Annotated in this window: 9 protein-coding genes; 4 read left to right on the top strand and 5 right to left on the bottom strand. The window is 41.0% G+C overall.

From position 1 onward, the window contains the following. Positions 1 to 209: 209 nt before the first annotated feature. Both BLS28_RS25410 and lpdA read right to left on the bottom strand, forming a co-directional pair. Positions 210 to 1,049, bottom strand: a complete 840-nt coding sequence (locus BLS28_RS25410; protein ID WP_091174354.1) for an MBL fold metallo-hydrolase — start codon at positions 1,047 to 1,049, stop codon at positions 210 to 212. 239 nt (positions 1,050 to 1,288) lie between these two features. Continuing rightward, positions 1,289 to 2,680, bottom strand: coding sequence for a dihydrolipoyl dehydrogenase (lpdA, locus tag BLS28_RS25405; protein ID WP_091174351.1), 1,392 nt, complete (start codon positions 2,678 to 2,680; stop codon positions 1,289 to 1,291). Between the two features lie 398 nt (positions 2,681 to 3,078). Here lpdA and BLS28_RS25400 point away from each other — a divergent pair, with 398 nt between their 5' ends. Next, positions 3,079 to 6,381, top strand: a complete 3,303-nt coding sequence (locus tag BLS28_RS25400; RefSeq protein WP_091174347.1) for a TonB-dependent receptor — start codon at positions 3,079 to 3,081, stop codon at positions 6,379 to 6,381. A gap of 700 nt (positions 6,382 to 7,081) precedes the next feature. Here the strand turns inward: BLS28_RS25400 and BLS28_RS25390 are convergent. Continuing rightward, positions 7,082 to 7,771, bottom strand: a complete 690-nt coding sequence (locus BLS28_RS25390) for a sterol desaturase family protein (protein ID WP_091174340.1) — start codon at positions 7,769 to 7,771, stop codon at positions 7,082 to 7,084. A gap of 19 nt (positions 7,772 to 7,790) precedes the next feature. Further along, positions 7,791 to 8,972, bottom strand: a complete 1,182-nt coding sequence (locus tag BLS28_RS25385; protein WP_176844568.1) for an AIR synthase related protein — start codon at positions 8,970 to 8,972, stop codon at positions 7,791 to 7,793. Positions 8,973 to 9,525: 553 nt separating this feature from the next. On the opposite strand from BLS28_RS25385, the gene BLS28_RS25380 reads away from it, so the two are divergent. Then, positions 9,526 to 11,301 (top strand): chloride channel protein, encoded by a 1,776-nt coding sequence (locus BLS28_RS25380; RefSeq protein WP_091174337.1) that lies wholly within the window; start codon positions 9,526 to 9,528, stop codon positions 11,299 to 11,301. Between the two features lie 205 nt (positions 11,302 to 11,506). Here BLS28_RS25380 and BLS28_RS25375 read toward each other — a convergent pair whose 3' ends face one another. After that, positions 11,507 to 13,681 carry a glutamine synthetase III family protein gene (locus BLS28_RS25375; RefSeq protein WP_091174334.1) on the bottom strand — a complete coding sequence of 725 codons (2,175 nt, stop codon included), beginning with the start codon at positions 13,679 to 13,681 and terminating at the stop codon, positions 11,507 to 11,509. A 597-nt stretch (positions 13,682 to 14,278) separates the two neighbouring features. Here BLS28_RS25375 and BLS28_RS25370 point away from each other — a divergent pair. Then, positions 14,279 to 15,886 (top strand): ammonium transporter, encoded by a 1,608-nt coding sequence (locus BLS28_RS25370; protein WP_091174332.1) that lies wholly within the window; start codon positions 14,279 to 14,281, stop codon positions 15,884 to 15,886. 332 nt (positions 15,887 to 16,218) lie between these two features. Beyond that, on the top strand, positions 16,219 to 17,259 hold the full coding sequence (locus BLS28_RS25365) for a porin (RefSeq protein ID WP_090533026.1): 1,041 nt from the start codon (positions 16,219 to 16,221) through the stop codon (positions 17,257 to 17,259). Positions 17,260 to 17,316: the final 57 nt, after the last annotated feature.

Below are 17,316 nucleotides of genomic sequence, written 5' to 3'. Positions count from 1 at the left end.
TCTTTATACCTAAACCTTTTTTATAGTGATCAGAGCTTGAAGATTAAAGATAGGTTGCTGTGATAGTATCCGGCTTTATGATTCAATCGCACTGATTTAATTGACGAGGCTTTTAACCTAAACCGATCAATGAACAAAGGCATCCCGCGAGGGGATGCCTTTGTGTTTTTACAAGTTAAAAAATCAACGAAATCAAAACCAATCAACGGTTAAAGGTCGCTTAGTTTAAACGTATCCTTAACCCGGATGCCTTTTTCTGTTTGCTGTAAAGTGCAGCATTCATTAACCGGGTCGTGCTCAAAGTATAGTATGTATTCTTTTTCAAGGGCCTCGTTTAAAAATAGTTTTTTTTCAGTAAGCGTTTGAAGCGGGAACATATCATAAGCCATTATATAGGGGATAGGCAGGTGCCCGATTGATGGCAGCAGATCGGCCATATAGAGTACCTTTTTCCCCTTATAATTAATAAGCGGCAGCATCATTGATTCTGTGTGCCCGGATACAAAGCGGACCTCAAAATTTTTCATAAAGTTAATGCCGTCTTCGGTATCAACAAATTTTAGCTGGCCGCTTTCCTGTATAGGGATGATGTTTTCTCTGAAAAAGGAAGCTTTTTCCCGTTCGTTAGGGTTAACTGCCCAATCCCAATGTTTGGGATTACTCCAGTAGGTGGCGTTTTTAAAGGCAGGGAGCAGGTTTTCGCCCTCGCGTACAACGGCACCGCCCACATGGTCAAAGTGCAGGTGGGTTAAAAACACGTCGGTAATATCATTCCTGTGGAAACCAAGAGAAGCCAGCGAACTATCTAAACTTGCGTTGCCGTGAAGATAATAGTGGCTGAAAAACTTTTCGCTTTGCTTGTTTCCTATGCCGGTATCAACTAATACTAACCTGTTTTCATGTTCAACCAGCAGGCAGCGCATGGCCCAGGTGCAAAGGTTGTTTTCATCGGCGGGATTGGTTTTGTTCCAGATGGTTTTAGGAACAACGCCAAACATAGCGCCGCCATCTAATTTAAAAAAGCCTGTATCAATGGTGTGTAGTTTCATTTTAGTTCATGGTTTATAGTCCATAGTCCATAGTCGATGGTCCATAGATAATGGGCGTGACTTATAATGTGCTGATAGGGCTAAATTAGAATAATATTTTAAAGATAAGTTGTGGTTATAAAGTATGAAACTAAAAAGCCTCAAACCAAATGCAATGCATTTAATTTGAGGCTTTAAATATTTATTGTAGCTATAACTATCAACCATGGTCTATGGTCTATCGACCATGGGCCAGAATACTACAAGTGGATACACTCGCCGTAAGCTTCGGCAGCGGCTTCCATTACAGCTTCACTCATGGTTGGGTGAGGGTGTACCGATTTGATGATCTCATGGCCGGTAGCTTCCAGTTTGCGGGCAGTAACTACTTCGGCAATCATTTCGGTAACGTTGTAGCCAAGCATGTGAGCGCCTAAGAACTCGCCGTATTTGGCATCAAATATCACTTTTACAAAGCCATCTTTAGCGCCGGCAGCACTTGCCTTACCCGATGCCGAGAATGGGAATTTACCAACTTTAACTTCATATCCAGCCTCTTTAGCTGCTTTTTCGGTATAACCAACAGAAGCAACTTCTGGTGAGCAATAGGTACAGCCCGGAATGTTGTTGTAATCAAGCGGGTGAGGGTTTTGACCGGCAATTTTTTCAACGCAGATAATACCTTCGGCAGATGCTACGTGAGCCAGGGCCTGGCCTTTAACAATATCGCCAATGGCATAAACGCCTTCAACATTGGTACGATAGAAATCATCAACCAATACTTTGCCGCGATCGGTTTTAACACCGTTTTCTTCAAGGCCGATGCCTTCAAGGTTGGTGGCGATACCTACCGCAGAAAGAACGATCTCGGCTTCAAGAATTTCGGTGCCGGTAGCTGTTTTTACAGTTACCTTGCACAAATCGCCGCTGGTATCAACCGATTCCACATTGGAGCTGGTCATGATGTTGATGCCCTGTTTTTTAAGAATGCGGTTTAATCCTTTTGATACATCCTCATCCTCTAACGGAACGATATTATCTAAAAACTCAACTACGGTAACTTTTGTACCTATTGAGTTGTAAAAATAAGCAAACTCAATACCGATAGCACCCGAACCAACTACAACCATTGATTTAGGTTGCTGCGGTAATACCATGGCCTGGCGGTAACCGATAACTTTTTTACCATCCTGTTTCAGGTTAGGTAACTCGCGCGAGCGCCCGCCTGTTGCTAATATAATGTGTTTTGCACTGTAGGTTTTAGCTGTACCATCGGCAGCTTTAACTTCAACAGCGCCTTTGCTTTTCAATTTACCAAAGCCAACAAGAACATCTATCTTGTTTTTCTTCATCAAAAACTGAACGCCTTTGCTCATGCCATCGGCAACGTTACGGCTTCTTTTAACAACCGCGGCAAAATCAACTTCGCCGGCGCCGTTAATTTTAATACCGTAATCGGCACTGTGGTTAAGGTATTCAAAAACCTGGGCGCTTTTTAATAAAGCCTTGGTTGGGATACAACCCCAGTTCAAACAGATACCGCCTAATGATTCTTTTTCGACAATGGCGGTTTTTAAACCAAGCTGGGAAGCGCGGATAGCAGCAACGTAGCCACCCGGACCAGACCCAATAACAATTACATCGTAATCCATATTATTATTGATATACTTTAATTTCGTTTCAAAGGTAAATAAGCTGCGCGGATTTTTGTGGTTTTTCCGCAGCGCCTATTTTTTGAATGCCAAAGCTAAGGAAAAGGGCTGAAATCAAAAAATGTACTGCCGGTATATATTACCTGCCTTGGGTTATTTATATCTGCGCTGTGTCATAAAAGCAAATGGTGTAATGTAACCGTTAAGCTCCGATATGATTTAAACTATATTATTTGTAATATTTTCATTGTTTTTGGCGATTGTTTTATGGTTTTTATACTTATAATGTAAAATGTTGATAAATATATAATAATTGTTAACGTTAACTTAACATTGGTAATTAGTTCATTAATTATCTTTGCGCCAATTAATTAAACGTATAATTAAAAAAGCAATTTATGAGGAAGCATTACCTTCTTTTATTCATTTTTTCGCTGCTCACACTAAACTTTGCGTTCGCGCAAAACGTTACTACAAGTAGCATGTCTGGTACAGTGGTTGATGAAAAGGGATTACCACTCCCTGGTGTAACCATTACCGCGTTACACACACCCACAGGTACTAATTATTCAACTGTTAGCCGCGCCGACGGCCGTTACAACTTACCAAACATCCGTGTTGGTGGTCCGTACACTATCAGTTTTAAATTTATTGGTTTTAATACCTTCAGCCAGGATAACATAACGTTATCATTAGGTCAGGACTTTAAGATCAACGCTAAACTTGCACCAACCAATACCGAACTTAAGGAAGTTGTGGTTTCGGGTGTACAGAACAAGGTTATTAATACTTCAAGAACAGGTTCTCAGGAGATTATTAACCGCGCCCAGATCGATCGTTTACCAACTATCAGCAGGTCAATTTATGATTACACTAAATTAACTCCTACTGCAAATGGTACATCATTTGGCGGTCGTAACGGTAATGGTAACAACTTAACTGTTGACGGTGCCTTGTTCAATAACTCGTTTGGTTTATCAAACACCTTAGGTGGCCAGGCAAACTCACAGCCAATTTCATTAGACGCGATTGAGCAGATCCAGGTTTCTGTATCTCCTTTCGACGTTAGCCAGGGCCGTTTTGCCGGTACCGGTATCAATACCGTAACCAAATCGGGTACCAACGAATTTAAAGGTAGCGTTTACTACTACAAACGCTCGGCTGGTTTAGTAGGTTTACATACGCTTACTACCGATGTTCAAAAACCAACAGTTGATTATAACCAACGTGGTATCAGCTTAGGTGGCCCGATCATCAAAAACAAATTATTCTTCTTTGTATCAGGCGAGCAGGAAAGGATCAAAGATCCGGCTACTTCTTACACCGCTTTACGCGATGGCCAAACTGCCGGCGGTAGTATTTCACAAGCATCTTATGCTGATTTGACAGCCCTGTCTACCTTCCTTAAAACTACTTATGGTTATAATCCTGGCGCTTTTGAAAACTACCAGTTACGTACGCAATCAGATAAGATCGCTGCCAAATTGGATTGGAATATCGACAAAAATAATACCTTGTCATTGAAATATTTCTATTTGAAATCTTTCCGTGATGTGCCTCCAAGCAGTTCAGGTGCGCCTACAGGTGGTCGTGCACCAAGCAGCACTTCGTTGCCGTTCTTTTCATCTTACTATACCATCAACAACAACTTCAATATTGGTATTGCCGAGTTGAACACCCGTATCAGCTCAAACCTTGCCAATAAATTAACTGTAGGTTACCAGGCCCTGCGCGATTTCCGCCAGTCTCCGGGCGGTGGTTCATTCCCATTGGTTGATATCCAAAACCCTAATGGTACTACTTTAACCTCATTTGGTTATGAGCCATTTACTGCCAACAACGTATTGAATACCGATACCTGGCAGGCATCTGATAACTTAACCCTTTACAAGGGTAAACACGAGCTTAACTTTGGCTTATCATATGAGTCGAATAAATTTAAAAATGGGTTCGCTCCTAACTACTATGGTGGTTACCGTTTTAAAAGCTTAGATGATTTTTACGCTTCGGCTAAACAAGGCTTGCCAACCGCAACCCGCTACGATTTCCGTTATTCAGCTTTGCCTGATGGCTCGTTCCCGTTTGCTATTGTAAAATCATATACCATCGGCGCTTATGCTCAGGACAAATGGACAGTTAACGACAACTTTAAATTAACTTACGGTATTCGTTTTGATTTACCGGTTTACAATACTGACAGCCAGTATAATACCAATGCAGCAGCGTTAACGGGTTTCAGGGACGGTTACAAGATCAATACTTCACAGTTCCCTAAAACGAATATTCAAATTTCACCAAGGGTAGGCTTTAACTGGGATGTTAACGGCGATGCCAGCACACAAGTTCGTGGTGGTGCAGGTATCTTTACCGGTCCGGTTCCTTATGTATATATATCAAACCAGGCCAGCAACAATGGTGTACAGTTTGGTTCATACAGCATTGTGCCTGGTGCCGGTGGTGTATTACCAACCGACCCCCGTTTGGTTTTCAGCCCGGATGTTAATAAAAACAGGCCAACTGGGGCTGCTGCAAACACTTCATATAACCTGGTTGTTACCGACAGGAATTTCAAATTCCCATCAAACTTCCGTTTAAACCTGGCTTTAGACCAAAAATTGCCATTAGGCATTATCGGTACTTTAGAAGGTATCTATTCAAAAGATATCAACTCGGTATATTTTGTTAACCTTGCGTTGCCTACATCAGGTCAGGCTTTAAAGGGTAATGATAACCGGATCCGTTACAGCAGTACTACTGTTTATCCTTCAATCCCTGCTGCCCAGGGTGGTAACACAGCGGCGGTACCTAATATTACCGACGCTATCCTGATGAAAAACACCAGCAAAGGTTATACTTACAGCGTTACCGGCCAGTTACAAAGAACGTTTAAAGAGCTTTACTTTAACATAGCTTACACTCACTCTGATTCACGCTCGGTTAATGACGGTGGTTCTATCGCCCAGTCAACCTGGAGAGACCGTGTTGTATCCGGCGATCCAAACGCTGATGTTACTTCATATGCTAACTTTTACCAGCCAAACCGTATCATCGCTTCGGTATCATTCCGTAAGGATTATATCAAACACCTTACTACTTCGGTTGGTTTAACTTACGAAAGTGCTAACAACGGTGTTGCTTCATACACTTATAATGGCGACTTGAATGGTGACGGTCAAACTACCAACGATTTGATGTACATCCCTAAAGATGCAAGTGATATCGTGTTGGTAAAAGATAACTTAAATGACCCTCGTACTGTTGACCAAACTTACCAGCAGTTGAACGCGTTTATTAACCAGGACCCATACCTGAGCAAACACCGCGGTCAATATGCTAAGCGTAATGCTTTGGTATTGCCATACTTTCACCTGGTTAACTTTAACTTCACTCAAGATTTATATGCTTCAACCGGTAAAGTTAAAAACACCTTACAGTTTGAGTTTAACATTATTAACCTTGGTAATTTCCTGAACAGGAACTGGGGTAACTTTAAATTTGTTAACCGTACAAGCCCGTTATCATTTAAAGGTTTATACGCTAACAATGCTAACCCTAATGATCCTAACATTGGTAAGCCAACATTCTCGTTCCCTTACTTTGATGATAAAAACCAAATCCCGCTTACATCAACTTTTGGTAACGGTATTTCGCAGGTATCACGCTGGCAAGCTCAAATTGGTTTAAGGTATCTCTTTAACTAATTGAATTTACCATATGATTTAAAGCCCCGGTCAATTTGACCGGGGCTTTTTTCGTTAGAAATAATTTGATTATATATTTATATTATTTCATAGTGAGTGAAAGTTAATGTATTGGTTAATAATTATTAACCAATACATTAACTTTGTTTTGAATTATGTTTTATATTTGAATAATACTTAAATTTTATCACTTATGAAAACAAATATCAAAATCATCGTGCTCATCCTCTTTAGTTTTTTAATCGGCTTCTCCATACACTTAGGCTTTACTATGTCAATTGTGTCGTTTGAATTTACGTTATTGAAAGATATATTAAACCCCGGAAATAGCTTTTGGAATCAACTAAATATCTCACTTTTAGTGTTGTTTCACCTTGGATTGTTAGCGCTGCCCTTCATAAGATCATCAAAGTATTATAAAGTCTTTTTGATCTTTATTCCGGCGTGTTTTCTGTTAACGGTTTGCACAAATACGGTCATCTTTTTATTAATAGCGCCGGATTTGGCAGTCTCGATGATTCCCTTTATAATTATGTGGATCATCTGCCTGGTTAAAAAAGATAATTCTAAGCGCATACCATATGAGGTGTCGTTGAACATATAAGCAAGGATAAAATTCGATTTAACCAATTATAGCCGGGAGCATTTGCATCGCCTCCGGCTTTTTTTTTATAAAAGGTGAGCTTATAAGCTTATTGTTTTAAGGCTTATAAGTTTTAAATAACCTATCCCAGATGTTGGTATAAAAGCCGAAATTAAAATCAATTTCCAGGTGATGCCGATGGTGAAAAGAGGGTGTACCTAAATATTTAAAAGGAGCCATTTTTCGAACAGAGGCAGGAACGGGTTCGATACCTAAATGGCCCATGATACCGAAAAATACATTGGCTGTAAGGTAAATCAGTACCGCATAGAAATTGAAACCATAAAGAGCCAATATTACAAGCCATAAAGAGCCAAAGCCAATGGTTTCAACAGGATGGAGAACAAACAGGTCGATAGGGATAGGATCGGTGTAATGATGGTGAAATTTGTGGATCGCTTTATAAATAACTGAGTGGTGGATGAAGTAATGGAAAATGAACATGGCCAGGTCCATCAGCATAAATAAGAGCAAGAAATCAAGAAGGGTGTACCACTTTAACTGGAACGTGAGTGTTATATAGTTGTGCTTAAAAAGCCAATAACCGGCATAGGTGATCGCTGTGTTGATGGCATTGGTTAACATGCATACCAGAATCTCGTTTCGGCTTGCCCATTTTATTGGTTTGTTGGATAGTTTTAAGATCAACCATCCGAATAGCAGGGCCAGGGTAGTAACAAAAAGGTTTTCGGCTAAAAATATCGCCCATAATTTTAATGGGGACAAAGTAGCCAAAAACCTCAGCATAAATTTATGTCGTTATTATTTACTCGTACTCAAACACTCCAAACTCCGATGTCACGGTTACTTTTTTAGTATCTGCCTTTTCTACACGGCCAATAACCTGCGCATCAACACCAAAGCTTTTTGAAATATTGATCAGATCAGCAGCTATAGCTTCAGGCACGTAAAGCTCCATGCGATGTCCCATATTAAATACCTTGTACATTTCCTGCCAGCTGGTTTTTGATTCCTCGTGAATGAGTTTAAACAATGGTGGTACAGGGAACAGGTTGTCTTTTATAATATGCAAACCTTCTACAAAATGCAATACTTTGGTTTGCGCGCCGCCGCTGCAATGTACCATGCCATGAACCTGGCTGCGGTAGCCATCAAGTATTTGCTTAATGATTGGCGCGTAGGTACGGGTCGCACTTAAAACAAGCTTGCCTGCCGTTACGGTTTCACCGTTGCCAATGTCAATAGCGTCGGTAAGGTTTTTACTGCCCGAAAAGATCAGCTCGTAAGGGATGGCCGCGTCATAGCTTTCGGGGAATTTATCGGCGATGGTTTTATTAAACACATCATGGCGGGCAGATGTAAGGCCGTTTGAGCCCATGCCGCCGTTGTATTCTTTTTCATAAGTAGCCTGGCCGTATGAGGCAAGCCCTACAATTACATCGCCGGGCTCAATACGGTGGTTAGATATCACATCTTCACGTTTCATACGGCAGGTAACCGTCGAATCAACAATGATGGTACGTACCAGGTCACCCACATCGGCAGTTTCGCCGCCGGTGGAGTAGATGCCTATGCCTGCCCCGCGCAGTTCGGCTAAAATTTCTTCGGTGCCATTAATGATTGCGGCGATAACTTCGCCGGGAATGAGGCCTTTATTGCGGCCGATGGTTGATGACAGCAGGATGTTATCAGTAGCGCCAACGCAAAGCAAATCATCAAGGTTCATGATGATGGCATCCTGGGCTATGCCGCGCCATACAGAGATATCGCCTGTCTCTTTCCAGTAGGTATACGCCAGGGACGATTTGGTACCGGCACCATCGGCATGCATAATATTGCAATACTCAGGATCGTTGGTTAAGATATCGGGTACTATTTTGCAGAAAGCTTTTGGGAAAATGCCCTTGTCGATATTTTTTATGGCATTGTGCACGTCATCTTTGGAGGCTGATACGCCACGCTGATCATATCTTTGCGAAGAAATCATGGGCAAATATAATGCTATTAACCTTAATTTCCTTACCTCAGCTATCTGAAGTCGGGGACTTAGGAGCATTATACTTGTAGTGCCAAAACTGTAATGTGTTTTAGACTTAAAAAATTATGGAATAGCTGTGGTTGCAACTACTATTATAGATAATTTGAAATCGGCGAATTTTAACAGGGAGTTTTTAATATTCCCATCCTTCATACTTGATGTCTGGTATTTCGGTTTTAGGTGATTGTCTTATTTTTCGGTTCCGCTGCTTTTTTAACCATTTTCTAAAGCCGGCTTTAGGCTTTACGTCGTATTTTCGATTAAACCAGTGTTCAATCTGTTGGTTTCTTAAAGACATATAATAAGCTATAGGCGCAAGTTTAATAATTAATTAGTTGTTGTAAATTAACCTCTATTTACTTTAATGAATATAAATTGCCCTGAATTGTGTTAATTTGTAACAAATAGACTAATACATGTCATTGGTCTGTTTTATCAGCTTAATTGAAAACAATTCGCGCTCATAACTCTTCATCAGCAGAATTGGTAGTATATACTTCTTATGTTAAAAACGCTTTCCTACAAAATAAACCGCTGGCGGTTAAAACGCAATAGTCAACGTAACTTTTTAATTTATTGCAGCGTGTTTGTAGGTTTTATGGGCGGACTGGCCGCCGTTGCCCTTAAGTTTTTAGTGCATTTAATGGAAGAGTTAAGCCGGAATATCTCTTCGCACCTGTATTATCATATAGCATATGTGTTTTTACCTGCAATAGGCATTTTGGGTACGGTGCTGTATCAGCACCTGATCAATCGCGATAAGATTGAAAAAGGGATAGGTAAGGTGCTCATCAATATCAAAAAGAACCGTTCAAACATCAAAGCCAATAATATTTATTCGCATTTAATAACCAGTTCGTTAACCATAGGTTTCGGTGGCTCGGCAGGGTTGGAGGCGCCTATTGTTTGTACGGGTACAGCTATCGGTTCAAACGTAGGTAAGTTTTTTAAGCTTACACCCTATGAAAAAACGGTATTGTTGGCTGCAGGATGTTCGGCGGGCATAGCTGCTGTATTTAACAGCCCTATTGCCGGGGTGCTTTTTTCGTTAGAGATATTAATAGGAGAGATCACCATTCCCACCTTTATACCTTTATTAATAGCCTCCGCTACAGGAGTTGTGGTTTCCAAATTATTATACTCGGGGCAATTGTTCCATCTGGTTACCGAAGGCTGGGCAATGAACGCCCTGCCATTTTACGTGCTGCTTGGCATATTAAGCGGATGGATAGCGATATACATATCCAAAGTAGGGGGTAAACTTGAAGGAGGGATCCTTAAAAAACAAAACCGATATGTGAGGGCAGTTGGTGGCGGTGTGATATTAGGGTTGATCATTGCTGTGTTTCCTCAATTGTTTGGCGAGGGGTATCATTATCTCACCGAAATTTTAAATGGTAATATCAATGTATTAAAGGAAGAAAGCTTTTTTGCCAACTGGCTTTCCGAACCGCTTATCATGCTGTTATTTATAGGGGCACTCGTGTTTACCAAGATCATTGCTGCGGGTATTACCATTGGTGCCGGTGGCAATGGCGGTACATTTGCACCTACGGTATTTACCGGCGCTTTCCTGGGCTTGTTTGTGGCTTATGGGGTTAATCAAACCGGGCTGATACATTTAAATACGGTTAATTTTATTGCGGTGGGTATGGCGGGGGCCCTGGCCGGTGTATTGCATGCACCCTTAACTGCTATATTTTTGATAGCCGAAATTACCGGTGGATATGTGCTGTTTATCCCGCTCATGATCGTATCAGCTATGTCATACATCATATCGCGTTACTCATCGCCCCATAATATGTACTGGAGCCAGCTGATTCATCATAATAATATTCACCCGGGGCAGGATTATGGCATGCTTAACAGTATAATGCTTGATAGCATCATTAACCGCAAATACACCCCGGTTGATAAACAAATGCCGGTTGGCGAATTTTACCAGGTACTGGCCAAAACCGATGCTAATATTTTCCCGGTGCTTAAAGGCGACGGAAGCCTTGAAGGTGTTGTATTGATAGACGACATTCGCCGGCGCTTGTTCAATAAAGATATCGCGGATGAAAATATAGCCGATATCATGATTGAACCACCGGCTATAATTGATTATGATCAACCGGCCAGCAGCGTTATGGACACCTTTGATGCCATTGACGTATGGCAGTTACCGGTGGTAAAAGATGACGTTTTTATCGGCTTTATATCCAAATCGGCATTGCTATCAAAATACAGGGCTGTGATTATTGAACAGCATAAGGCGAGTGATTTGTTTGCATAGGCACTAATTTTACAAATTCAATCGAATTTCACGAATTGCCTTGCTTATTTGTGAGAATTAAGAGAAGAGATAGGGGCCTGGTAGCTCAGGTTATAATTCTGCACAGCCAGATTATGGGATTAAAATAAAAAACGAATTGCCACAAAATTTATCGAACTATAATTGGTGTAATTCGATTTAATTCGTGGCAATTCGTGTTAATATCTTATTTAATAAACAACAGCTCCCTGAATTTAGGCAGCGGCCATTGGCGGTCATCAACCAGTTGCTCCAGTTTATCAACGTGGTAGCGGATAGGCTGGAAGAATGATTTTACCTTTTCATCGTAATCAATAGCGCGCTGACGAAGGTCGTCGATAACGTTAGCTTTTTTGCGCTCGTTAACCATTTGCTCGGTATTGGTTTTAATGAAGTTCACATGCTCAGAGATCCTGTTAATGATGTCAAGCTGCGAAGCATAAGTTGCTTTATCCAGGCCAATATCTTTTAGTCCTTTTACATTTTCAATCAGTTTGCTTTGATAAGCAATTGCTGCCGGGATAATCACGTTCATCACCATTTCGCCAATTACGCGGGCTTCTATCTGTAGCTTTTTGTAGAAAGCATCAAGTAAGATCTCGTGACGTGCATGTGCTTCACGCACGGTGAACACGCCGGTTTCGGCAAAAAGATGTTCCGACTTATCGTTTATTAAAGCATCCAGCGCTTTTGGTGTGGTTTTAATATTGGGTAAACCTCTTAGCGCGGCTTCTTTTTCCCATTCTTCGCTATAGCCATTTCCCTCAAAGCGGATGTTTTTTGATTCTTTGATGTACTTTTTGATCACCATTAATAAAGCCAGATCTTTTTTCTCGCCTTTTTTCATCAGCTTATCTACATCGTATTTGAATTTTTTAAGCTGATCGGCAACGATAAGGTTAAGAATGGTCATCGGGCTGGCCGAGTTGGCTGATGAGCCTACTGCGCGCAGCTCAAACTTGTTACCGGTAAAGGCAAAAGGCGAAGTACGGTTGCGGTCGGTATTGTCGGGCAAAATTTGCGGGATCTTAGGGATGCCCTGCCATAACAGGTTTTCTTCTTTGATTTTTTTGCTGATGCGGGATGTTTCTATCTCATCAAGCACGTCGCTAAGCTGGCTGCCCAAAAATATAGATATAATGGCTGGAGGGGCTTCATTGGCACCTAAACGGTGGTCGTTATTAACTGATGCAATGGACGCTCTTAACAGATCAGCATGCTCGTGTACCGCTTTTATGGTGTTCACAAAAAAGGCCAGGAACATGAGGTTGTTTTTAGGCGTTTTACCAGGCGATAACAGGTTTTTGCCTGTATTGGTTATCAGCGACCAGTTATTGTGCTTGCCCGAACCATTAAGGCCTGCATATGGTTTTTCATGAAGTAACACCTTAAAGTTATGGCGCCTGGCAACACGGTCCATCAAATCCATTAACAGTTGGTTATGGTCGATGGCGAGGTTAATCTCTTCATATATCGGTGCACATTCAAACTGGGATGGAGCAACCTCATTATGACGGGTTTTAAGCGGGATGCCTAATTGCAATGCTTCGGCTTCCATATCCTGCATGTAAGCATACACGCGCTCAGGTATCGAGCCAAAGTAATGATCTTCCAGTTGCTGGTTTTTGGCCGACATGTGGCCGAATAAAGTACGGCCGGTTAAATAAAGATCGGGACGGGCATTAAATAAGGCCAGGTCAACCAAAAAGTATTCCTGCTCAATACCTAATGATGCATTTACTTTTTCTATGCCTTTATCAAAATAATGGCAAACATCAACAGCCGCTTTATCAAGCACGTTCAGTGCCTTTAATAAAGGTACTTTATAATCAAGTGCTTCGCCGGTGTACGATACGAACACTGTTGGGATACACAGGGTACGCGCCATTAAAAAGGCAGGCGAGGAAGGGTCCCAGGCAGTATAACCGCGGGCCTCAAATGTATTACGGATGCCGCCACTCGGGAAGCTTGAGGCATCAGGCTCCTGTTGTGCAAGGGCATCGCCCGAAAAACGTTCTATAGCGCCGCCATCTGCGGTGGGCTCAAAAAAAGCGTCATGTTTTTCGGCCGTAGTGCCGGTAAGCGGTTGAAACCAATGTGTATAATGGGTTGCGCCTTTGCCTAAAGCCCAGGCTTTCATTGCGGAAGCGATCTGTTCTGCCAGGTCGCGCGGAATTGGCTCACCTTTTTCAATTGAATTTACAATTCCCTGGTAAGCCTCTGATGAAAGGTATTCCTTCATCTTCTTTTTATCAAAAACATTCGATCCGAAATAATCGGAAATTTTTGGTGAAGGCGGTTTTACTTCAGGGATAGTTCTTGAAAGTACATCCTGTAAGGCTTTAAAACGAATATTGGACATATTTTATGAGGTTTAAATAAAGGTTAGTGTTCAAAAATATAACTATCCTTTAAAATATCGGGCAAAATTAAGTGAAATATAACATACCACCTAATCATTAAAAAACTGATATAATTTAAAGGAAAGTCTTAATTCTTCTAAAAGTTCTGCCTGAAATCAATAAAATCGTGTTTTTTTATTGCTTTTGGGCGATTATTTGCTTTTAAAACTGATTAAATGGTATTTTAAACTGTAAAAATTAGATTTTTTAATTTTTTTAATGATGAAAATGAATTTATATTGAAAATATCATTTTTAAATGTTTAAAAAATGACATTTTAAGAGCCTTGTTTTTGCAATTTTCATAATTTTTCTATTTTTTACCATTAATTTATCATTAATAATTTGTTATTCTTAAAAATACTACCTAATTTCAGAAAATAATTTACGAAAACACACCAATTATTATGCTTTTTATAAAAAATGAAAAAGATTAGAGGCGTGATTGAGGATTTGGAGGTGAAAATTGTTTTGTAATTCAGGATAGCAATCAAACTAAATTTAAATACAACAATCAAACTAATTAATTTTTAAAAAACAATCAAACTAAATTAAACGATGAAAGTAGGTTCTACAAAACACAACTTCCTAAGTGCAGTCCGACAGCTGACACGTGAAAAATGGGCGCTGGGAGCAACCATTTTTACAGGGAAAATGATTGGCTTATTGCTGGTGTTTGCCGCAATGATGGTTTTGCCGGGTGTATTTGGCACAAAAGCTAACGCTGCCGAAACGTACACCGCCCATGAAACAGCGTTAATTAACACGGTTAATACTGTTTGGACACTGGTTGCTGCCTTTTTGGTATTTGGTATGCAGGCGGGTTTCGTTATGCTCGAAGCTGGTTTCGCCCGTAAGCGCGAAACAGTGAACGTGCTGATGGAGTGTATTTTTGATACTTGTCTTTGTGGTTTGCTATTTTACGCTATAGGTTATGCCTTTATGTTTGGCAATGGCAACGGCTTTATTGGCTGGGGTGGTGCTGATGGCAAAACCTGGTTCTTCCTTCAAAATACACCTGAAACTTATGGTTCAACCGGTATCCCGGTATTGGCACATTGGATTTTCCAGTACGCTTTTGCTGATACCTGCTCAACCATCGTATCTGGTGCTATGATCGGTCGTACCAGTTTCCGTGGCGATATTCTTTACAGTATCGGTATTACCGGCTTTATCTATCCTATTATCGGTCACTGGGCTTGGGGGCCGGATGGTTTCCTTGCTACCATGGGAACTTCAGGTTTCTTTAAATCAATAAGCGCTCAGCCTTTCCGTGACTTTGCAGGTTCAACAGTAGTACACACTATTGGTGGTGTTGCTTCACTGGCAGGTGCAATGGTGTTAGGCCCACGCTTGGGTAGGATATTTGCCCGCGATGATAAAGAAAAAGGCGGTTTGCCCCCAGGTCACAACTTATTGGTTGCTGCTGTAGGTGGTTTCTTACTTTGGTTTGGTTGGTATGGTTTTAACCCTGGTTCAACTTTATCGGCAATGGATATGCAGGGTATCGGCCGTGTTGCTGCAAACACTACGCTTGCTGCCTGCGCTGGCGGTTTTACTGCTATGCTTGCTGCCTTATGGTTTGGCCCAACAAAAGGCAAATTTGATTTAGCCTTTACTATTAATGGTTTCCTTGCAGGTTTAGTTGCTATTACCTGCCCTTGTTACTGGGTTAGTCCGTTTGGCGCTATCATGCTTGGTGCTATTTCAGGCTTCATTATCTTCGGCGGTGTTTACCTTATTGAGTGGTTCCGTATCGATGATCCGGTTGGTGCAGTATCAGTACACGGCTTTAACGGTATCTGGGGTACTATTTCATTAGGTTTATTCGCTTCAGGTCAATATGGTGCTACCGGCCCAACAGGTGCTGATAACTCTGCTCCGGTAACAGGTTTATTTTACGGCGGTGGTTTTGATGTATTAAAAGCTCAGCTGATCGGTAGCCTTACCATTACCCTTGCAGTATTCGCGGTTTCATATGTGATGATGTTTGTGATCAACAAATTAGGTCATCCATGGAAATTGCGTATCGAAGAACACGGTGAAACAGGCGCAGGTGGTATCGACGTATTTGACCACGGTATCGAAGTTTACCCTGTTCAGGATGATGAGATCAGCTTAAGCGGCCTTTTTGATAATGGCGCTAAGGTTGCTTCTGAAGCCTGATCATATAGGAGCTTAACAGCTTAAATAAAGATATTGATGCCTTGTGCGGTTGGAGAGTGGTAGTATTAGCCTGTAGTCCTCAGTTTAAAGTCGGGAGTTCATTTCTGACTTTAAACTAAGGTGGAGGCTTAAGACTAAACAGCATTTCATATTAAAACAGCAGTAGTTGTTTAAATGGACGTTGCCGTTGCCAATCGTGCAGGGATTTTTTATGCCGACACATAAACTATCCTTTTAACTGCAAGGTGTTGATAATCAAATAATAACAGTGTATTTATCCCAAAAAACAACAATTAACAAATAGTTTATCAATTCACAATTAAATCGTTATCATGAAAAAAGTATTTCTACTCTTCTCATTTTTTTCAATTGCGGCCTTTACGGTTAAGGCTCAGGACACGGTTAAAACAACCTCAGATTCTCCTCTGGTGATCTACGGTTCGGTAGATACCTATTATAAATATGATTTTTCTGATAAGGGTTCGCAAATCCCTACCAGCTTTGCAAGTGATCATAATTCAGTATCAATTGGCATGATTGATCTGGGTTTGAAGAAAAAAGTTGGTAAAGCAGCTTTTGTGGGCGAGCTTTCATTTGGTCCGCGTGGCCAGGCCCAATCAATTCCTAATGGTCCTAATGGCGATTCATTCCACATTCAAAATTTGTACGTATCATATGATCTAACCGATAAATTAAACCTTACCGGTGGTTACATGGCTACCTTTATTGGTTATGAGGTTATTAGCCCGGTAGGTAACTTTAACTACTCTACTTCGTATTTATTTACCAACGGTCCGTTCCAAAATCCTGGTGTTAAATTAACTTACGCGTTTAGCGATAAAGTAAGTTTAATGGCCGGTATTTTTAATGATACTTGGAACAATTATACTTCAACGCATAAGGTAAATACTTTCGGCTCACAGTTGTTTGTATCTCCTGTTAAAGGATGGACTGCTTATCTTAACCTTGCTACCGGAAGTACTTCAGGTACCGAAGTTGATTTAACAACCGCTTATCAAATTACTGATGCCTTTAAACTGGGCTTAAACGGCGCTACTTATTCAGCTCCGCATGATGGCGGTGGTTTTAGCGGCGTTGCTTTATATCCGCAGTTAGCAGTATCAAAAACAGTAACTTTAGGTTTAAGGGGCGAGTACTTTAAAACTAAAAAAGGTGATTTAGTAACTTTAGGCCCTCCTCCGGGACAAAATGTTAAAGCATTTACCTTTACTGCAAATATCAAATCAGGCCCGCTTACTTTCATTCCTGAAATAAGGTTAGATCATGGCTCATCTACTTCATTCCTGAACCACTCTGGCGATCCTTCAAAATCAGCCGGTCAGTTTGCTGTAGCTGCTGTGTACGCTTTCTAAAAAAAAATAATTTAATCTATTTTTATCACGAGCCGTTCCGGAATTATCCGGAGCGGC

Source organism: Mucilaginibacter gossypii (genome assembly GCF_900100945.1).
GTDB classification, from domain to species: domain Bacteria; phylum Bacteroidota; class Bacteroidia; order Sphingobacteriales; family Sphingobacteriaceae; genus Mucilaginibacter; species Mucilaginibacter gossypii.
This window is presented reverse-complemented; position numbering and strand designations above follow the sequence as displayed.